Source organism: Cyanobacterium sp. T60_A2020_053, assembly GCA_015272165.1.
In the GTDB taxonomy this organism is placed as follows: domain Bacteria; phylum Cyanobacteriota; class Cyanobacteriia; order Cyanobacteriales; family Cyanobacteriaceae; genus Cyanobacterium.
In genome coordinates this window covers 22211-44273 of sequence record JACYMF010000039.1, presented here as the reverse complement: position 1 = coordinate 44273, position 22063 = coordinate 22211, and the positions used below count along the sequence as shown (strand labels likewise).

The 22063-nt window shown below is 36.0% G+C and carries 14 protein-coding genes; 11 read left to right on the top strand and 3 right to left on the bottom strand.

What is annotated here, in order from left to right:
• Both IGQ45_06100 and carA read right to left on the bottom strand, forming a co-directional pair.
• Window positions 1–145: DUF3782 domain-containing protein (locus tag IGQ45_06100; protein ID MBF2056788.1), on the bottom strand; the 145-nt coding region annotated here is incomplete at its 3' end.
• Window positions 146–584: 439 nt separating this feature from the next.
• Window positions 585–1730, bottom strand: a complete 1146-nt coding sequence (gene carA / locus IGQ45_06095) for a glutamine-hydrolyzing carbamoyl-phosphate synthase small subunit (GenBank protein ID MBF2056787.1) — start codon at window positions 1728–1730, stop codon at window positions 585–587.
• 267 nt (window positions 1731–1997) lie between these two features.
• Between carA and IGQ45_06090 the strand changes: the two genes are divergently transcribed.
• From IGQ45_06090 to IGQ45_06055, 8 genes are all read left to right on the top strand, one after another.
• On the top strand, window positions 1998–3167 hold the full coding sequence (locus tag IGQ45_06090) for a helix-turn-helix domain-containing protein (GenBank protein MBF2056786.1): 1170 nt from the start codon (window positions 1998–2000) through the stop codon (window positions 3165–3167).
• A gap of 281 nt (window positions 3168–3448) precedes the next feature.
• Window positions 3449–4240, top strand: a complete 792-nt coding sequence (locus tag IGQ45_06085) for a Ycf66 family protein (GenBank protein ID MBF2056785.1) — start codon at window positions 3449–3451, stop codon at window positions 4238–4240.
• 144 nt (window positions 4241–4384) lie between these two features.
• Window positions 4385–4963, top strand: coding sequence for a CPBP family intramembrane metalloprotease (locus IGQ45_06080; GenBank protein ID MBF2056784.1), 579 nt, complete (start codon window positions 4385–4387; stop codon window positions 4961–4963).
• Window positions 4956–5669 carry a response regulator transcription factor gene (locus IGQ45_06075; GenBank protein MBF2056783.1) on the top strand — a complete coding sequence of 238 codons (714 nt, stop codon included), beginning with the start codon at window positions 4956–4958 and terminating at the stop codon, window positions 5667–5669. The genes IGQ45_06080 and IGQ45_06075 overlap by 8 nt, the downstream gene beginning before the upstream one ends.
• 211 nt (window positions 5670–5880) lie before the next feature.
• Window positions 5881–8715, top strand: coding sequence for a DNA polymerase I (gene polA, locus IGQ45_06070; protein ID MBF2056782.1), 2835 nt, complete (start codon window positions 5881–5883; stop codon window positions 8713–8715).
• A 299-nt stretch (window positions 8716–9014) separates the two neighbouring features.
• Entirely contained in the window at window positions 9015–9851 is an 837-nt protein-coding gene (locus IGQ45_06065) for a carbohydrate ABC transporter permease (GenBank protein MBF2056781.1), read from the top strand.
• 875 nt (window positions 9852–10726) lie between these two features.
• On the top strand, window positions 10727–13831 hold the full coding sequence (locus IGQ45_06060) for a DEAD/DEAH box helicase (GenBank protein ID MBF2056780.1): 3105 nt from the start codon (window positions 10727–10729) through the stop codon (window positions 13829–13831).
• 263 nt (window positions 13832–14094) lie between these two features.
• Window positions 14095–15306 (top strand): exonuclease SbcCD subunit D, encoded by a 1212-nt coding sequence (locus IGQ45_06055; GenBank protein MBF2056779.1) that lies wholly within the window; start codon window positions 14095–14097, stop codon window positions 15304–15306.
• Between the two features lie 48 nt (window positions 15307–15354).
• Here IGQ45_06055 and IGQ45_06050 read toward each other — a convergent pair whose 3' ends face one another.
• The gene (locus IGQ45_06050; protein ID MBF2056778.1) at window positions 15355–15525 is read right to left on the bottom strand and encodes a hypothetical protein; all 171 of its coding nucleotides are present in this window, start codon (window positions 15523–15525) and stop codon (window positions 15355–15357) included.
• Between the two features lie 68 nt (window positions 15526–15593).
• Between IGQ45_06050 and tilS the strand changes: the two genes are divergently transcribed.
• The 3 genes from tilS (at window position 15594) to gyrB (ending at window position 21875) form a co-directional block, all read left to right on the top strand.
• Window positions 15594–16559: a tRNA lysidine(34) synthetase TilS gene (gene tilS, locus IGQ45_06045; GenBank protein ID MBF2056777.1), complete on the top strand. Its 966-nt coding sequence runs from the start codon at window positions 15594–15596 to the stop codon at window positions 16557–16559.
• Between the two features lie 549 nt (window positions 16560–17108).
• The gene (locus IGQ45_06040) at window positions 17109–18392 is read left to right on the top strand and encodes a HAMP domain-containing histidine kinase (protein MBF2056776.1); all 1284 of its coding nucleotides are present in this window, start codon (window positions 17109–17111) and stop codon (window positions 18390–18392) included.
• A 249-nt stretch (window positions 18393–18641) separates the two neighbouring features.
• A complete protein-coding gene (gene gyrB, locus IGQ45_06035) occupies window positions 18642–21875 on the top strand; it encodes a DNA topoisomerase (ATP-hydrolyzing) subunit B (GenBank protein MBF2056775.1) in 3234 nt (1077 codons plus the stop codon).
• Window positions 21876–22063: the final 188 nt, after the last annotated feature.

Here is a 22063-nt window from a genome sequence, read left to right as displayed (position 1 = left end):
GTTCAGTTTCTAAAGATTGCTCTTTTAAAATCCTCTCTGTGTCTTGAAAACGTCTCTCTGTCTCCTGAAAACGTCTTTCTGTTTCTTTTTGAGCAATAGCTAATTCGCCCAATAGTTGCCAAACATCATCCGCCGTGGTAGCCATAATCTATACCATTATTTTATTTTTTTTCTTCATTTATTCATTGATTGTAACTCATTAAACCGCTACAAAAATCAGGGCGTTCTCATTTTCCTTCCCACCCTTCCTAAGCAGGGCGTTTTCATTCTCAAAAATGTTAGTTTCTCAAACTAGCCAATAATCTGAAATTCAGAGGTTTTTAACTACTAATAAATCAATTAATAGTAAAAAATCCTCCTGTCTCCCTGAATCTCCCCCCTTTTTAAGGGGGGTTGGGGGGGATCATCCTTATATTGTCTTCTTGTCAAAAACAAATCAATGCTGTAAAGGTGTCAGGTATCAGGTGTTAGGTATTAGGTTTGAAAATTACCCCTGAAACCTGAAGCCTGAAACCTAGTCATCTTCTAACCTTTGCCCTTTGCCCTTTTCCCTTCACCTCACCATTGCACTTTTTCAGCAAACCCTATTTAGATTTATGGTCGCGCATCAATTTAACAAACTGTTCAAAGAGATAATCCGCATCATGAGGACCCGGACTAGCTTCGGGGTGATATTGTACAGAGAAAAATGGTAGTGTTTTATGTTTCAAACCAGCTACAGTACGATCATTTAAGTTGAAATGGGTAATCTCTACGGATGTGCTTAAAGATTCTTCAGTAACAGCAAAACCATGATTTTGACTGGTAATTTCTACTTTTTGGCTCAATCCAGCCGGTTGATTTAAGCCACGATGACCAAATTTTAGTTTAAAGGTTTCAGCGCCCATGGACAAGCCTAAAATTTGATGTCCCATACAAATACCGAAAGTAGGTTTTTCTGCTTTTAATAACTCCTTAGCGGTGGCAATGCCTTCGGCGACGGCGGAAGGGTCTCCGGGTCCATTGGATAAAAAGATACCATCAGGATTATAAGCCAGAATGTCTGCCGGGGCGGTGTGCGCTGGTACAACAATCACACGACAACCATAACTAGCTAAACGTTTTAAAATATTTCTTTTAATACCAAAGTCCACTGCTACTACAGTAAAGGTTTCTTCATCGCTGATGTGCGCCCTAGGATTAAATTCCCATTGTGAATTAGTAATTTCTGTCCATTGGTAAATTTCTTTGGTGGTAATATCCTTAACGAGGTTTAATCCTGCCATGGTGGGGGCGCTTTGTATCTGAATTAACAATTCTTCAGGGTCCAATATTTCCGTGGAAATAGCGCCATTCATAGCGCCCGAAGAACGCAAACGACGGGTTAAATCCCTCGTATCAATGCCGTAAATACCTACTACTTGATGTTGTTTGAGGTATTCTGGTAAAGACTGGGTAGAGCGCCAGTTTGAGGGGCGCTGGGAAATATTACGGGCTATAACACCCTTTACATGGGGTTTATAGGATTCTTCATCTTCCGGATTAACCCCCGTATTTCCCAACTCAGGATAGGTAAATGTGACCATTTGACCAGAATAACTAGGATCAGTTAAAACCTCTTGATAACCAGTCATTCCCGTATTAAAAACCACTTCCCCCATGGTAGTACCTTTTGCCCCAAAAGAAAAACCTTCGTAAGCTGTGCCATCAGCTAAAACTAATATCGCTTTGGTATTGTGTAAAATAGACATAAAAATTAAACTTATTTTCCCTGTAATGACAGAAATATTAGCAATTATTCCACCTATTTAACTAGGCAGATATAATCAAATTCATCTAGGCAATGGGTTTAAACCTATTGTTATCGATTGTGAATCATTGCTCACTGAATTTTAACTCTAAATTACGCTGAATCAATCATACAAATCAAGTATTCTTGACAAACTAGCCCCTAATAAGTCACATTATTAAGGACAGTGCATGAGACTTAGTCAAAATAAATAAGCGGGGTTGGAATTATGAGTCCCAAAAAACTTTCTGAGGATGATCGTCAAGAGATATTGAATCTATACCGTGACACCGATGAAACATCATCTACTCTGGCGGAGCGCTTTGGGGTGACTAATTCTACCATTAGTCGTATTATCAAACTTAGTTTGTCCCCCTCTGAATATGATGACCTAGTACAACAAAAACGGTTGGGGCGCGCTAATTCTCGCAAAAAAGCCCACAAAAAACAATCTAAACAATCATCCGATACCATTGTTGATGAAATTTTGTTGTTTCCAGCGCCCGTCACCCCAGAAATATCATCTCAACAGTTAGAAATTTCTCCTTTAGAAACCCCTGTTTTAGAGAATAATTCTTTAGATGACATTACCGAAGATACTCAGCTAACAGATAGCAATAATGACATCGTTGAAGAAGCCATAGAAGATGAAATTATTGAAAATCAAGCTGTTGAGGAAGTTATAAGGGATCAAACTCCTGAAAATGATATAGTTGAAGAAACCACAGAAGGGGAAGATATTGAAGATTTGGTGATTGAAAATCAAGAAACTATCACCCCTGATACCATGGAGGAATCTCCCCAAAGAATCATTCAAAAACCCATCCTCAAAGTAAAAAATGTCGTTAATAATCCCCTAGAAATAACAGAAAATGAAATAGAAGAAGAAGAAAATAACTACTACAATGACTCAAATAACCTCATGAAAGATGATGAGGAAGATTTTGAAGAAGAGCAAAATTTAGAATCAGTTAACACCCTCAAAGCCATGTTTGGGGAAGATGTGGACGAAGATGACGAAGAGGAAGACTTTGATGATGATGATTTTGGTGAAGAAGAAGAAATAAAATCCACCATTAACATTAAGGAAGTGGAGGTTTTACCTCTATCGGAAGCAAAATTTGCTCGTAATTGCTATTTAGCCATTGATCGTACCGCAGAATTAATGACTAGACCTCTGAAAGAATTTGCTGAATTAGGTAAAATTCCTCTAGGAGAAAATAATCAAAAAACCTTACCAATTTTTGATAATCACCGAGTGGCAAAAAGATTCTGCGACCGTAAAGGTAAAGTAATTAAATTACCTGATACTAAAATTCTACAAAAAACTACCTCTTGCTTACAATCTAAAGGTATTACTCGTATTCTGATGAATGGCAAAGTATATGAGTGTGTTTAGGGGTTTCTAAAAAAGTGGAGTCGTGAAAGGAATGTAGAATTTAGAATTTAGAATCAATAATTTTTTATTGGGATAGAAAAAATACAGTATTTTTAGAGAAAAAACATATTTTTGACACTTTTTCTGGGTTTTATTCTGCTTTAATCCTTTATTTAAGAAGGATTTTGATTTATTCAGCAGACCCTAATTAATTATTAATTGTCAATTATCCATTGTCAATTATCAATTGTTGACAAGACATTGAGTTAAGATAAACAGAGACAGCAAAAGGGTTTTTTCAAATGGTTAATTTTGGTTTTAACAGTGCAAGTATTTTAGGTATTTTCCTTGCGGTAGCCGGTGGTGGTTTATACCTTTTACGTTCTTTACGTCCCGAAGTATCAAGGGATCATGATATTTTCTTTGCCGCCGTGGGCTTGTTATGCGGAGGTATTTTATTGTGGCATGGTTGGCGTTTAGACCCGATTTTACAGTTTTGCCAACTGCTCCTAGCCGGTTCTGCGGTATTTTTTGCTGGTGAAACCGTACGTTTGAGGGGCGCTACTGGACAACAGGCGAGGCGAGGTAATTCTTATGTGGAAGACGAGCGCCCTTCACCGAGTCGAGTTTATCGGGCTGAGTTAGATCGCATTGATGGTTATGAGGATGAGTATGAAGAAGAAATCCCCGACCGTCGCCGTTTACAAGGTAGCCCTAGCCGTAATAATACTCGTCGTAGTGCTTCTGTGGAAGAGGGGAGGGCGCCTCGTCGTCGCCCCCCTTCCCGTGGCGGTTATGACCAAGCGCCCTCCAGAAATGCCCCCGCTCGTGGTGGTTATGATGATGCTTGGGATGACAACCCAGATGCTTGGGACGATACTCCCCCTAGAAGAACCCCCCAGCGCCCTCCCTCTCGTCCAACTCGTGATGATTATACCCAGCGCCCTCCTTCTCGTCCTAGTCGTGGTGACTACACCCAGCGCTCTTCTTCTCGCCCCCCCCGTCGTCCTAAATCACCAGAAGATATTGTCTCCTCTGTGGGAACGGAATATGTTGACTATCAACCCCTTGATTCCTCCGATGAGCAATCATAGATTTTTGTGGATGGAAAGGGAAGAAAGGGAGGCAGAGGGAGAAAGGGAAGCAGAGGGAGAAGGGGAGGCAGAGGAAGATTATGAATTAATTGGTAGGTAAAGAATTAATTATCCATTGTCAATTATCAATTATCAATTATTTTCATGAATGATAATCAACCTAATTTAGAATCTTTAAGCCGTACCCAAATTTTAGTTTTAATGGGGGTAACGGCAATAATTTTGTTACTGATTACTCAGGTATGGCAACGGTGGGGAAATATTGCCCTTGTGCCTTTCCACGCTGACGGGGAAAGCCTCATAAAAGGTGTATTGTTGGGGGCTCTGGTAATTGGTTTAAGCACCATAGTAAGTAAACTTTGGTTGGGTTATCGTCTCAGCGCGAAAAAATATCTCAATTTAATTATCACTCCTTTAGCTATTCCTGATTTAATCTGGGTGGGCTTATTACCCGGTTTGAGTGAAGAATTATTGTTTCGTGGGTTGATGATACCGGCTTTTGGTTACGGCTGGGGCGCTGTTATTCTCTCTAGTTTTTTATTTGGGGTTTTACACTGGAATGATCAAGCTAATTGGCATTATGTCTTGTGGGCAACCATTATTGGCTTGATGTTTGGTTTTAGTGTCTATTTTACTGATAACCTTTGTATTCCCATCACGGCGCACATCGTCACTAATTTAATTTCTAGTTTACTTTGGAAAATAAATCCTGATTATGAGTAGCATTTTATTGGTGGAAGATGAATTAGAATTGGGAGCGAGTTTGACGGCGATTTTAAGCCACGAAGCCTATGAGGTGCAATATGCTTGTGATGGTGGCAAGGCTTTGGAGTTATTAACTAACCATCGTTTTGATTTGGTGATTCTCGATTGGATGCTACCTTTGCGCACGGGGCTAGAAATTTGTCTGCTGTTACGCAATCCCACTGCTAATTATGCAACTTTATCTAATACTCCCGTTTTGTTTTTAACTGCTAAAGATACCCTCGATGATCGTGTTTTGGGATTGGATGCGGGCGCTGATGATTATTTGATTAAGCCTTTTGAGTTACGGGAATTATTGGCACGGGTAAGGGCGCTTTTACGGCGCACGGGAAAAGAAGAAAAGCCCCAAGAGTTGTCTAGTCATCTTCTCCGTTTAAATAATATTGAGTTAGATCAACTTAGTCAATTAGCCTATCGTGATGGTAAATTACTAAAACTATCAGAAAAGGAGTTTAAGTTATTGGAGTTTTTTTTGCTTAATTCTCATCAGTTAGTTACCCAAGAACAAATTTACCAATATTTATGGTCAGAAGATGAAGCGCCGAGTAGTAATGTGGTGGTGGCGGTGGTGCGCTTGTTACGGCGCAAGGTAGAATCGAAAAATCAACCTATTCTCATTCACACTATTTACGGCAAGGGTTATTGGTTTGGTAAACAAGATTAATTTATCTAAAAATCAAACAACAGAAAATATTATCTCTTCGCACTTTACCCACCGTGTAATGAATTACACGGAACCAATAGTATCCCGTTCAATAAATTGAACTAAGATTATTTTTAATTGATTTATGAGTAATCAATTATCACCATCGCCTATGTCTAATTTCCTCTCCTTAAAAATTAATTTATCATAACTACTGTACAAGAGCCACTAAATGAATCCCTTATTCTTGCTAATTGACGGACATTCCCTAGCTTATCGTGCTTATTATGCCTTTGCTAAAGCGCGCTCAGGGGCGCTATATACTTCTAAAGGTATTCCTACCAGTGTTTGTTTTGGCTTTCTCAATTCTTTGTTTCAGTTAATTGACACCTATCAACCCCAAGCGTTGGCGGTGGCTTTTGATTTGAAAGAGGCAACTTTTCGCCATCAAGCTGATAGTAATTATAAGGCAGATCGTCGAGAAACGCCGTCAGATTTTATTACCGATTTGGCTAATCTTTATGAACTTCTTCACTGTCTCAATATTACTACGGTGACGGGCGCTGGATATGAAGCTGATGATATTCTCGGTAGTCTTGCCACGGAAGCGGTGAAGGAAAATTACATTGTAAAAATTGTCTCTGGAGATCGAGATTTATTTCAATTAGTTAATGATGAGCAAAAAATTACGGTACTTTATCCCCAAAAAAAATTGGGTATTTATGATGAATTTGATGAGAAGGAAGTTTTTGCTAAATTAGAGGTTAAGCCTAGTCAAATTGTTGATTATAAAGCCCTTTGTGGTGATAAATCGGATAGCATACCCGGAGTTAGGGGAATCGGTGACAAAACGGCGGTAAAATTATTAGCTGAGTATGATAATCTCAGTAATATTTATGCCAATATTGACAACATTCAAGGGGCAAATAAAAAAAAATTAATTGAAGGAAAAGAGTCTGCTTTACATTCTCAATTCTTAGCACAAATCGTTACAGATGTCAAGGTAAATAATGATATAAAAAGTTATTATTTAAGGGGTTTTAATAGTCAAGAAACTTTGAATCTTTTGGAAGAGTTAGAGTTAAGGAGTTTTATTGCTCAAATCAATAAAATTCAAGCTCGATTAGGAGGAGATGAATTAAAAATTAGTCAAGAAAATGAGCAAAAAGAAGATAGTCAATTATCTTTGTTTAATAATCCAGCGCCCTCCACCGTTATTCAACCTTTAATCGTTGATACAGAAGAAAAATTAGAGCAATTAATTGATATTTTACAACAGCAAAAAGACCGAGAAAAACCCACGGCATGGGATACAGAAACCGACTCTTTAGATGTCAGGGAAGGGCGCTTGGTTGGGGTGGGGTGCGCTTGGGGTGAAAATGACCATGAAACCGCTTATATTCCATTACAACATACAGCCGGACAACAATTAGAATTGAAATTTGTTTTAGAAAAATTACAACCAATTTTAAGTAGTGAAATTTATCCAAAAACTTTACAAAATGCTAAATTTGATCGCTTAATTTTTCATCATCATGGTATTAATTTACAAGGAGTTGTTTTTGATACCATGTTAGCCAGTTATGTTTTGCAACCCGAACAAAGTCACAAATTAAGTAGCCTTTGTCGTCAATATTTAACTGATACTATTTCCTTAGATTATGATCAATTAGAATTAGGAAAAAATGAAACTATTGCTGATTTGCCTATTTCTAAAAGTGCTGAATATTGTGCATTAGATGCCCTTGCTACCTATAAATTAACTCTAGTTTTAGAACAAGAATTAAAAAATATTACCGACTTAAAAAATATATTTGCTTTAGAGGTAAAATTAGAGCCAATACTAGCAAAAATGGAAACAGTTGGCGTAAAAATTGACCAAGAATACTTATCTCAATTAGCAGAGGAAATCAATCAATATTTAGTCACCATTGAAAGTAAAACTTATGAATTAGCTGGAGAAGAAATTAACCTTTCGTCCCCAAAACAATTAAGTGAATTATTATTCAATAAACTAGGTTTAGATACTCGTAAAACTAAAAAAACTAAAACAGGTTATTCTACCAATCAAGACATCTTAGAAAAATTAGAAAAAGATCATCCTATTATCGAACAAATTTTACAACATCGCACCCTTTCTAAACTAAAATCGACTTATGTTGATGCTTTACCAACCTTAGTTAACGCTAAAACTAAACGCATTCATACTAACTATAATCAAACCGTTACCGCCACAGGGCGATTATCTTCTTCTCATCCTAATTTACAAAATATTCCCATTCGTACAGCATTTTCTAGGCAAATTAGACGGGCATTTATCCCTCAAGACAACTGGTTGTTTTTAGGTGCTGATTATTCACAAATTGAGTTAAGAATTTTAGCCCATTTAAGTCAAGAGCCTATTTTGATTAATGCCTATCAAAATAACCAAGATATTCACGCTGTCACCACTAAATTATTATTAGGAAAAGAAGATATTACCTCCGAGGAAAGAAATCTAGGTAAAACTATCAATTTTGGCGTTATCTACGGGATGGGCGCTCAGAAATTTTCTCGTCAAACTGGTATTTCTGTGGCTGATGCACAAAAATTTATTACAATTTATAGGGAAAAATATTCTCAAGTATTTAATTACTTAGAAACCATGAAAAAAGAAGCATTAGCAAATGGTTATGTCACCACAATTTTAGGCAGAAGAAGATATTTTTATTTTAACCAGCGCCCTTCAAACCAGTTAAAAGGTGAAAGTGTAGAATCAATCAATTTAGCTGAATTAAAATTCAATAATTATGATGCCCAAATGCTACGCGCCGCCGCCAATGCTCCCATACAAGGTTCAAGCGCCGATATAATTAAATTAGCTATGGTGAAAATAGCAGAATTATTAACTAATTATCAGAGTAGATTATTATTACAAGTTCATGATGAATTAGTCTTAGAAATTTATCCTGATGAACAAGAAGAATTAACCATTAAAATTAAAGACATAATGGAAAATGTGGTAAATTTATCTATTCCTTTATTAGTTGATATTCACATTGGTAATAATTGGCTAGAAACAAAATAAAAGACAATTGATAATTGATAATGGATAATTGATAATGGACGATGAATAATTAGTTATCCAATAATAAAGATTTTAAAACTTCATATTAGTTCAATTTATTGAACGAAATATCATTAGCTGTGTAATTCATTAAACGGTGACTATAGAGCAAAGATATAATCTTTTTATAACTAATCATCTGAACTTGATATTATTAGTCATATTTACTAAAGTTTTTGATTGATAAATATTTCGGACTTTTCCCCTTCCCCTTTTCCCTACCTCAACGACACCACTTTTTCATTAAACCCTAATTAACTATGACAAAAACAAGAAAAAAAACTGCTGAAATTATTATTATCTACTTAATATTGACAGTAATTGCTCTATTAATGTTATTTCCCCTATTATGGCTATTAGGAACATCTTTTAAATCAGCAGGAGAAGATATATTTTCCTTTCCTCCCAACTTTATTCCTAAACAAATTACCATTGAAAACTTTATTACCGTTTGGCAAAATTATCCCTTTGGCACATACTTAAATAATAGTATTATTGTGGCTATTTTAACCGTTAGTTTAAATTTACTATTTTGCTCTTTAGCCGCCTATCCCCTAGCCAGATTAGAATTTAAAGGCAAAAAAATAATTTTTATCATGATTGTCACCACCATTATGATTCCCTTTCAAATTGTCATGATTCCTTTGTATATTTTAGCCGTCAACTTTGGATTGAGAAATAGTTATTTAGGCGTTATTTTTCCCAATTTAGCCTCTGCATTTGGTATCTTTTTACTAAGACAAGCATTTTTAGGAGTGCCAAAAGAATTAGAAGAAGCAGGAAGGATTGACGGTTGTAGCGAAATTGGTATTTGGTGGCATATTATGTTACCTGCCATACGCCCAGCTACCATTACCCTTACTATATTTGTTTTTATTGGCGCTTGGAGCGATTTTTTGTGGCCTCTCATTGTGTTAGATCGCCCCAACTACTATACTTTACCATTAGGAGTTGCAACCCTTGCCAGTTCCCTTGATTTGAATTGGCGTTTAGTGGCGGCTGGATCGATAATTTCCATAGCGCCCGTCATCCTTTTATTTATCATACTACAAAAATATATTATTCCCAGTGATGTGGGTAGCGGTGTGAAAGGCTAATGAAGTGAAGGGCAAAGGGCAAGGGGCAAAGGTTTAAAGGTGAGTAGGTTTCAGGTATAATTTTCAAACCTAATACCCGATACCTGACACCTTTACAGATATGCTTAAAACCTTTGTTTGACAAGGGTTTTGATTTATTCAGCAAACTCTAATTGCTGACGATGCTTTTTCCTGTCAATTTTGTTATTAATGATCATTAAGATGATATGATTAAAGGTTATAGCAAAACAGAATAACTTTTATACTCATTATTCTTGAGATGCTAAACCCATATTATTATTAGTGATTAAACTCATCATCAAGTGTTTTTAATTTATCACTGATATTACTAAACAACTACTCAAATATGCTCTTCTATTTATAAAACTTATTAACTGACGTTACGCACTGATTCAAATGTTACGTTAAGGGAGGTTTCAGATAGCAGGTAGCAGGTTTCGGGTTTAAAACCCTTCCCTCAATAGACTCTTGTACAACAAAAAGATCAATAAACATAAGTTTCTTGTCAATTCTTTAACCTAATACCTAATACCTGACACCCGACACCTGACACCAACAATTAATTCTATATTTTGCCTAACATCAGTTATTAATAGAAAATAGTTGCCGTTTTAAAAATTATCAAATAATAAAAGATTTAAAAAATCCTCTTTTACAGTAGTTTTAATTTCCTTAAACCACACTTGCGATTATCACAAATATTCTCTTTGCGCCTCTGCGCCTTTGCGAGAAACAAAAAACGTGGTTTATTCATCTAAAATGAGCCGTAAGAGGTGATTAAATTTAATCGCAGTGTAAATTTCAAATTTACCTTTGCCCTTTTGATTTCAATTAACTATTATTAATTTAATAATTTCTTATAAAAATAAAAATCTATGTCAATGTTGCACGGTAGTTTCATCATCAAAAACCAGCAGAAATACTTTTTTATTTGGTATGAAGAATGGAAGCAATTAGGCTCAGAAAAATATGATTTACAAACTAGAGATATTTATGATTATCCTTTTCAAAGTGATGCTATCAACCATTTAATTTCTGCTTTAAATAATTATAATATCAATCATGATGACAACTATCAAAATGAAGAACAATTAGTATTATTTCCTGTTCAAAAAAAGCCTCGTTCTAAAACAGTGGTACCTTTACTTTATGAACAATTCATTACCATCGAAAATAAACTAAGCACTGTTATTTTATATCCTTGGCTAGTGCGAGGAATGAAATTAGATATTAAAAATAGTTTAGCTTTACTACAACAATTACCCCTAAGAGAAGATGAAAATATTGGCTCAGATTTAAGGTTTTGGAGTCATATTTATCGCTGGAGTTTAGATTTAATTTGTCGTCAAAAATTTCTACCAACTATTGATGAGAATAACTGTAGTGTTTGGCAACCTTTACTAGATAGTAATAAAGATCAAGTGCGCCTGACTAAATTTACTCAAACAATGCCTTCTATTTGTCGCTGTTACGTTGATTCTGAAGAATCTCCTACTATTGATCCTCAAGAATTAATTTTAGGAATTTTAACAGATATTATCGATTTACAATTAAGAGAATTATTAGATATTCCCATTAATACAGGAGTTAATTTAACAGTTGAACCTTGGTTAAATTCTTTAAGTAAAACTGATATTAATTACTGTGATTTACCATCTAATGAAAGTAAGCGTTTAAAGATGGCTTTTGATCATTGGACTTTACCTATTCAGGATAATTTAATTACAGCAGATTTTCAACTAGCTAAGAAAAAATATCGTACTTGTTTTAAGTTAACTCCGCCTCCAGCAAAAGAAAATAAATATGATGATTGGCGTTTAGATTATTATTTACAAGCCATTGATAATCCTGATTTTTTAGTGCCTTCTGAGCAAATTTGGCAACATCCTCATCCTGATTTAGATATTGGTGAAAGGCGCATCGAAAACTCTCAAGAAATTTTGTTAAAAGGTTTAGGATTGGCTGCGAAAATTTATTCTCCCATTGCTGAAAGTTTGATGCAGCCAATGCCTAATTTTTGTGCTTTAAATGCCATTGACGCTTATCAATTTATTCGAGGTGCAGTGTGGCAATTGCAAGATAATGGTTTAGGTATTATTTTACCCGATGGTTTGACGGAGGGCGCTGGGGAAAAACGTTTAGGAGTGAAAATTGAGGCTAAAGTTAATCTTAAAAAAGGTGAGCGTTTAAATCTAAATAGTTTGCTTAGTTATAATCTTAAAGTAGCTATTGGGGATAAAGTTTTAACTAATAAAGAGTTTCAAAGTTTATTAGCGCAAAAATCCCCTATTGTGGAAGTTGATGGGCAATGGTTAGCTTTGCAACCTGCTGATGTGAAAGCAGCTCAAGATATTCTCTCTCAAGCCAATAGTAACATTAATTTAACCGTTGAAGATGCACTACGTCTTAGTAGTGGCAATAACGAAATGATTGCTAAATTACCAGTAGTTTCTTTTGAAAGCAGTGGCGCACTTTCTGAGTTGATTAATAGTGTTAATGATTATCAAAAAATTAAAATTTTACCTACTCCAAAAGGTTTTCATGGAGATTTAAGACCTTATCAAAAAGCTGGTTTTAGTTGGCTTTATTTCTTAGAAAAATGGAATTTAGGTGCTTGTTTAGCTGATGATATGGGTTTAGGTAAAACTATCCAATTAATTGCTTTTTTATTAAAATTGAAACAAGATAAACTTTTGGAAAAATGTTGTTTAATTGTTTGTCCAACTTCGGTTATCAATAATTGGCAAAGAGAAATTAAAAAATTTGCTCCTAGTTTAAAAACAATTATTCATCATGGTGAGCAAAGAAAAAAAGGCAAGGATTTCGTCAAAGAAGCTCAAAATAGTGATGTAATTATTACCAGTTATGCCCTAGTTTTTCGTGATTTAGACAGTTTAAAATTGGCAGATTGGCAGGGGTTAATTTTAGATGAGGCACAAAATATTAAAAATCCTCAAGCTAAACAAACCCAAGCTATTCGACAGTTAAATACTGATTTTCGAGTGGCTTTAACTGGTACTCCTGTAGAAAATCGTTTATCAGAATTATGGTCTATTTTAGAGTTTTTGAATCCGGGTTATTTGGGTAATCAACAATTTTTTCAGCGCCGTTTTATTTTACCTATTGAAAAGTACGGCGATCAAGATTCTTTGAAGACATTAAGAAGTTTAGTACAGCCATTTATTTTAAGAAGGTTAAAAACTGATAAAAATATCATTCAAGATTTACCAGAAAAACAGGAAATGAATGTTTATTGTGGTTTATCTTCTGAACAAGCACAATTATATCAAAAATTAGTAGATAATTCTTTAGAACAAATTAATAATGCTCAAGGTATTCAGCGTCATGGTTTAGTATTAACTTTATTGATGAAATTAAAGCAGGTTTGTAATCATCCCAGTCATTTTTTGAAGGAAGATGATTTAGATTTTGAGCAAAGGTCTGGTAAACTTTTACGATTAGAAGAAATGCTCGAAGAAGTTGTAGCTGAAGGAGATCGAGCTTTAATTTTCACACAATTTACTGAATGGGGTAATCTTTTACAGCCTTATTTAAAGAAACGATTAGGGGTAGAAGTTTTATTTTTATCAGGTACTACAAAAATGGAAAAAAGGCAGGAAATGGTTGATCGTTTTCAGAATGATCCGCAAGGTCCTCCTATTTTTATTTTATCGTTAAAAGCAGGGGGAACTGGATTAAATTTAACAAAAGCAAATCATGTTTTTCATTATGATCGTTGGTGGAATCCTGCGGTAGAAAATCAAGCTACGGATCGAGCTTTTCGCATTGGTCAAACTCAAAATGTACAGGTACATAAGTTTATTTGCAGTGGTACTTTGGAGGAGAAAATTAATGATATTTTGGAGAGTAAAAAACAGTTAGCAGAACAAACTATTAATAGTGGTGAGGATTGGTTAACAGATTTAGATACTGATCAGTTGAGAAATTTATTAGTATTGGATCGTAATGCTATTTTATAAGTTATGGTATTACTATGGCTGAGGGGTTTAATTTTCTTATCGAAAATTGATCAATATACCTCTCCAGAAAGACAGGCAAGATGGGGGAGAAAGGGAGAAGGGGAGAAAGGGAGAAAGGGAGAAGGGAGGGAGATTATAATTCATAATTCATTCAACCTTTGCCCTTTTTATGTCTTCGCCCTACACCCACCGTGTTATGAATTACACGGCTACCTAGATTAAGTTCAAGAAATTGAATTAAGATTATTTTTAAAGAATAGCTTATGAAAATACTACATCTCAGCGACATTCATTTAAGTAGTGGCTATTCCCATGGCAAAATTAATCCTGAAACTGGCTTAAATACTCGATTTGAAGATTTTTTACATAGTTTGAGTCTGTGTATTGATCGTGCTATAAATGAACCGGTGGATTTAGTTTTATTTGGAGGGGATGCGTTTCCTGATAGCACCCCAGCGCCCTACATCCAATCAGCTTTTGCTAGGGAGTTTCGCCGTTTAGCTGACATTCCTACGGTGTTGTTGGTGGGTAATCATGATCAACATAGTCATGGGGTGGGGGGCGCTAGTTTATCTATTTATCATAGTTTGGGTGTGCCTAATATTATTGTGGGAGAAAAGTTGGCAACTCATACCCTAGAAACCAAATCGGGGAAAATTCAGGTGATTACTCTACCTTGGTTAACTCGTTCGGTTTTGGTGACGAAAGAGAAAACTGCTAATATGACTATGGAGCAAATTAACCAATTATTAATCCAGAAAGTCAATGCAGCTTTAGAAGGGGAAATACGTCGTTTAAATCCTGAAATTCCTACTATTTTACTAGGGCATTTGATGGCAGAAAGGGCGCAATTAGGCGCGGAGCGTTATTTGGCGGTGGGTAAGGGTTTTCAAATACCATTATCTTTATTAATTCGCCCTGAGTTTAATTATGTGGCGCTGGGTCATGTTCATAAACATCAAAATCTTAATCCTCGTAATAATCCTCCTGTGGTTTACGCTGGAAGTATTGAAAGGGTTGATTTTTCGGAAGAAAAGGAAGATAAAGGTTATGTTTTAATTGATATTGAGGGTAACGGTGAAGGGCGCTGGGAGTTTTGCCCGTTACCTGCTCGTCCTTTTTGTACCATAGAAATTGATGTTACTAAGAGTGAAAATCCTTTGCGGGATATTCTCAGGGAAATTGCCAAGCATTCCATTGAGTCGGCAGTGGTAAGGTTAATTTATCAAGCGCACTCCACCCAATTAGATGATATTGACCAAAAAATTATTAATGAAGCCTTAGAATCCGCCCATACCAAGAGTATTCGGGCTAATGTTGTTACGAAAGAAAGTCGGCGCCGATTACCTGAGTTGGGAGAAGGTAGTAATCTTGATCCTTATTCTGCTTTATCCACTTATCTCACCAATCGGGAGGATATGAAAGATATTGCTGAGGAGATGTTGACGGCGGCTAGGGAATTAATTGACAATTGATAATTATTCCAAAGGGCAAGGGGCAAGGGAAATTATTACAAATAGATTCTAGCTTCGTACTTTACCCACCGTGTAATGAATTACACGGCTAATAGTATCTCGTTCAATAAATTGAACTAAAATCATTTTAATTAATTTATAAGTGATAAAACGAACTTGACATAATAAAATAGAAAAAATCTCCTCTTTCTCCCATGCCTCCTTTGCTTCCTCTGCCAAAATTTAGATTTTTGATTCGACTTTGCAAAAACCCTGTTTTTTAGCGCCCTAGATAAAAAATGAAGGCAATTTGGAGCGATTACCATAGTAAATTACATCAAACTCTCAAATGTAGGCAAATTCTACCAAAAAACAGCAAAATCTTAATTGCCATATCAGGAGGACAAGATTCCCTTTGTTTAGCTCGTTTAATCTTAGATTTACAGCCAAAATGGTCATGGCAGTGTATGTTAGCACACTGTGATCACCGTTGGGCATTAGATCAAGGTTTACCTGAACATTTAGAGAAAATTTGTCATGATTGGGGCGTAAATTTACAGGTTATCAGCGCCCTTCACCCCATTAAGGAAAATGAGTCTAGCGCCCGACAATGGCGTTATCAAGTGTTAACAGAATTGGCACAAGAATTAGCCTACGATTATATTATTACAGGGCATACTTTAACGGATCGGGCTGAAACCTTGATTTATAACCTGTTGAGGGGCGCTGGAAGTGACGGTTTAAGCGCGCTTGATTGGAGTCGTCCCCTGAGTGATAGCATAGGGTTGGCGCGCCCTCTGCTCAATTTTTCCCGTCAGGATACCCTCGATTTTTGTCAGCAGTTTAAGCTACCCATTTGGTGGGATACTTACAACGACAATAAACAGTTTCGCCGTAATCGCATTCGCTTGGAATTGATGCCCTATCTGCAACATCATTTTAATCCCCAAGTGGAAAAGCATCTCGCCCATACCGCCGAAATTCTCAAGGCTGAAGGGGAATATCTCCATCACCAAGCCCAACTTTTACTAACTCTAGGGACAATTAATCGTCATACTATCGACCGTAAAATATTACAGGAAAAGCCGTTAGCATTGCAAAGAAGGGCGATAAAATTATTTTTAGTTCAAAATTTAACTAAAATGCCCAGTTTCGAGCAAATAGAGGCAGTCGTCCAGTTAATCGATGCACCAAATAAAAGTCAGACTTCTAGTATAGGGCGGAGGGCGCTGGTAAGAGTCGAAAACCATCATTTAATTATAGAAAAGCCTTAAGCCCAAACTCAGTAAAATATCAGTTAAAAACGTTTTAATAGTTTATGGAAAGGTCTTTATCTTATATCAAGTTTGCTTGAACACTTACAAATTAGTAATATCAATATCTTAGTTCAATTTATTGAACGATCTGCCCGTCAGCCGTGTAATTCATTACACGGTGGGTAAATTACGAAGACATAATCTTTTTATAGCAATTTCTACACTTATGAGGTACGCTCAAATCTTTCTAATCGAGCAGACTTTGATTTTATTTTGTACCTCATAACCATGAAAAACGCTATATAACTAAGTTGTAAACTTTACACAACATTTTTTGATAATAAATAAACATCCCTAAAAATAATATATTTTCAAAGTATTTTGGACTTCTAACCCGATGTTACCCCCCTTAATTACAAAAATAATCCCACAACTCATCTAGGATTGCCACAGCATAAATTAAAAGTGTTTATCAAAAGAAAAATAGATTTTAACTCACTAAAAACTCGCTTAATATTAGGTATTAGTATTTTGTCAATTACTGGCTTAACTGGTGTTGCTTTTGCCATGAGTTGGCAAATGAAAAATCGTCTAATTATGAGTCATGAAAAACACCTGAATAATCTTGCTCAACAAATACCTAATGATGTCAAAATTTATCAAGAAATGTATTCACCGCAACAGGCTTTAGATAAAACAATTAAAAGTTATTCCAGCCCAAAAACATTGCTGTGGATTAAAACTGATCAAGCCAAAATAACAACTTATTCCGATAATCTATCACCAGAAATTACCACCGTAGAAAATATTACTGATCAACCAAAAATTTTTAATATTAGTAATCAATATTGGCTTATGTGTTCATTGAAAATTAGTTTTGATGAAAAAAATTTACAAACAATATATGTAGCTCAGAATATTAATGATGATCAACTATTATTGAATGATTTACTAAAAACCTTATTTTTGATTATATTTTTAACTAACATAGCCATTATTTACGCTACCAGTACCTATATTTGTTTAGCCCTTAAACCTATAGATAACATAACCAAAACTGCTAAAAATATTTCCCCAGACAAATTAAAAGAAGTTTCCCTAAAATTTAACCAAGCGCCCACCGAAGTCAGAAAATTAGCCCTGACTATCGAAGAATTATTACTGAAAATAGGCGAAAGTTGGGATAATCAAGAACAGTTATTAAGTAATGTTTCCCACGAATTAAGAACTCCATTAACCATTGTTTCTGGTTACTTACAAAGTTTATTAAGAAGGGGAGATAATTTAACTAAAACTCAAAAAGAAGCCTTAACCATTGCCAATTCAGAAGCAGGGCGCACGGTGCAACTATTACAAGATTTATTAGAATTAGCAAGGGCAGATAGCGGTAATATAAAATTACAAATGGAAATAGTTAAATTGAGCGAATTATTAAGAGAAATTATCCCTATGGCTCAACAATATAGCCAAAGACAAATAACTTTATCCATTGAGGATCAAAATATTAATATAAAAGTTGATATTAACCGTTTTAAACAGATTTTTTTGAATCTATTAGATAATGCCATTAAATACTCCTCTGACGATACCCTAATTGAAATTAGAGTAAGTAAAAAAGAAGATATTATTATTGAAATAGAAGATCATGGTATTGGCATTCCCCTAGCTTATCAAAATCGTATTTTTGAGCGATTTTACCGTATGGATGAAGCCAGAACTCGTTATGACAGCGGTAGCGGATTAGGATTAGCTATTGTCAAAACTTTAGTGTTAGCAATGAATGGTAATATTTCTTTGATTTCTCAACCGCAAAAAGGCACTATTTTTACTCTTAAATTTCCTTATGAATAAAACTTGCTTGAAAAGTAGTTAAAAGGGCAAAGAGTAAAGGGCAATAATAAATTTATACGAGTGTGACAGGTAAAAACCCACGATTACTCATTATCAATGATCCATTGTCCACTAACTCTATAGTAAAAATTAGCTGAAATAGGCTTTAAATAGTGCTAAACTATACTGAGTTATAAATTTTGAGTAAAATATCATTCAAGGTTAAAAAACCCTAAATAAGCCTTGAAAACAGGAATATAAAATATGGCTATCGAAAAACAAACCTCAAACTACGGCGCAGAGCAAATTCAAGTTCTCGAAGGCTTAGAACCGGTCAGAAAACGTCCGGGCATGTACATAGGTACTACAGGACCTAGAGGACTGCATCACTTAGTTTATGAGGTAGTGGATAATTCCATCGATGAAGCCTTAGCAGGTCATTGTACCCACATTGAGATCGATATTAACGCCGATGGTTCAGTAAGAGTTACTGACGATGGTAGAGGTATTCCCACCGATATTCACCCTACCACCAAAAAATCAGCGCTGGAAACCGTGATGACTGTACTCCATGCTGGAGGGAAATTTGGTGGTGGCGGTTACAAAGTGTCAGGGGGGCTACACGGAGTAGGTATATCAGTGGTTAACGCCCTTTCTGAGTGGGTACAAGTGACAGTATGGCGCTTAGGTAATATCCATCAACAACGCTACGAAAGAGGAATACCCGTCACTGAGTTAATCGCATCCCCTGACCAAGAACATTCTACAGGTACATCGATATGTTTTTTACCTGATGCACAAATTTTCACAGAAACCACTGAATTTGATTACAATACCCTCTCAGGAAGATTACGAGAATTAGCTTACCTCAACGCCGGAGTAAAAATCACTTTTTCTGATTATCGTGTTACTTCTCCACGACAAGAAACCTACTGTTACGAAGGGGGCATCAAAGAGTATGTAACCTATATGACGAGGGACAAAGAGGTATTACATTCTGATATTATTTATGTGGAGGGGGAGAAAAATGGTGTACAGGTGGAAGTCGCCCTACAATGGTGTATTGATTCCTACAGTGATACTATTTTAGGTTTTGCTAATAATATCCGCACGGTTGATGGTGGTACTCACTTAGAAGGATTGAAAACGGTTTTAACCCGTACCTTAAATAATGTGGCGCGCAAACGCAATAAAATTAAAGAAAACGAGCCTAATTTGGGGGGAGAAAATGTCCGAGAAGGTCTAACAGCGGTGATTTCCGTCAAAGTACCAGACCCAGAATTTGAAGGACAAACCAAAACCAAACTTGGCAACTCAGAAGTAAGAGGTATTGTTGACTCTCTGGTTAGTGAGGTCTTAAATGAATATCTCGAATTTAATCCCCATGTGGGTGATAGTATCATCGAAAAAGCTGTACAAGCCTTTAAGGCGGCGGAAGCGGCGAGGCGCGCTAGGGAGTTAGTCAGACGTAAATCGGTGTTAGAGTCTTCTCCTTTACCCGGTAAATTAGCAGATTGTAGTACAAGAGACCCTTCAGAGTCAGAAATTTTCCTCGTGGAAGGAGATAGTGCGGGGGGCTGTTGGTCCGGAGACACTCTCATCGCTTTAGCCGATGGCAGAAATATTAGTTTTAAAGATGTCGTCGCTGAACAAAAGCAAGGAAAAGAACATTTTTGTTATACTGTCAATGAAAATGGTCAGGTTTGTGTCGAAAAGATCATTAATCCTCGCATCACCAAGAAAAATGCTGAGGTTATCAAATTGACTTTAGATAATGGTGAGGAGTTAATCTGTACACCAGATCATCGTTTTATGTTGCGAGATGGCAGTTACAAACAAGCTCAACATTTAACGGCTGATGACTCTTTGATGCCTTTGTATCGTAAATTGTCTCAACAAAATGCTGAAACTGGTGCTGGTTTGGATGGTTATGAAATGGTTTGGAGTGATGAATCATGGGTTTATACTCATTTACTAGCAGATTTTTACAATCTTAAACATGGAATTTATCAAGCTAGTCAGGGTAGCCACCGACATCATATCGATTTCAATAAGCTCAATAACAGTCCTAAAAATATTCTTCGACTTTCACCAGAAGAACATTTAGCGTTACACCATCGTCACATTAAACATACATTACACCGTCCAGATGTCATCGAAAAAGCCCGCAAAAGTCATCAAACTAATGAATATCGAGCTTTTATGAGTGAAAGAATGAAACAATCGGATACTCGTGAGGTATTATCTGCTCAAGCAAAAGCTCAATGGAAAGATGTAGAGTATAAAGTTTATATGGGCAAAAAATGGCTTGATTTCTACAATAATAACCCTGAATACCGTGAGAAGAATGCTCAACAGTTATATGAAGCTCAACAACTCTATTGGAGTGATGAAAATAATTGTCAAACTCAAAGTCAGAGAGTAAAGGAATTTTATCAAAATAATCCTTCTGCTCGTCAAGATTTATCTGATTTGGCGAAAAAACAATGGCAAGATGAAGATTTATTGAACTGGAGAAGGGAAGAAACTAAAAAACAATGGACCTCTGAATTTCGGGAGAAACGCCTTCAAGCATTATCAAAAACTTACTACAATAAAACTCTCTCTGCTCTCAAGCAGATTGAAATTGACTATGGGTATGCTAATTTTGAAGTCTATAATCAATATCGCTTACAAACAGGGGATAAATCTTTATTAAAACTAGAGACTTTTTGTGAACGTTATTTCAATGGCAATCAAGATAAAGTTTTAGAAGCTGTAGCTAATTATAATCATCGGGTTGTCAAAATTGAACCGATCACGGAATTAATGGATGTTTATGATATAGAAGTACCTCATACCCATAATTTTGCTTTAGCTAGTGGTATTTTTGTTCACAACAGTGCCAAACAGGGAAGGGATAGACGTTTTCAAGCGATTTTACCCCTCAGAGGTAAGATTTTGAATATCGAAAAAACTGATGATGCGAAAATCTATAAGAATAATGAGATTCAATCTTTGATTACTGCTTTAGGATTAGGTATCAGAGGAGATGAGTTTGATTCTAGTCAGTTACGGTATCATCATATCGTGATTATGACGGATGCTGATGTGGACGGCGCCCACATCCGTACACTTTTATTAACTTTCTTTTACCGTTATCAAAGGGAATTAGTGCAACAAGGATATATTTACATTGCTTGTCCTCCTCTTTATAAATTAGAACGGGGTAAAAATCATTATTACTGTTATAGTGATCGGGAGTTACAGCAAAAAATTGCTGAGTTTCCAGCGAATGCTAACTACAATATCCAGCGATTTAAAGGTTTAGGGGAAATGATGCCCCAACAGTTGTGGGATACCACCATGAATCCTGAAACGCGCATGATGAAACGGGTAGAAATTGAGGATGCGCTAGAAGCGGATCGAATTTTCACAGTGTTGATGGGTGATAAAGTTGCGCCTCGCCGAGAGTTTATCGAAACCCATGGCCCACGATTAAATCTGATGGAGTTGGATGTTTAAAAATTTCCCCTGTCTCTCTTGTCTATGGCTGTCTTAAAGCAGGGGAGAAAGCAAGATTTTTGCAAAGTTGAACCAAAAATCTAAATTTTGGAAGAGGAAGCAGAGGAAGCACGGGAGAAAGGGAGAAGGAGAGTAAGAATTAATCGGTAATGGATAACAGATGAAGAATTAGTTATCCATTATCCATT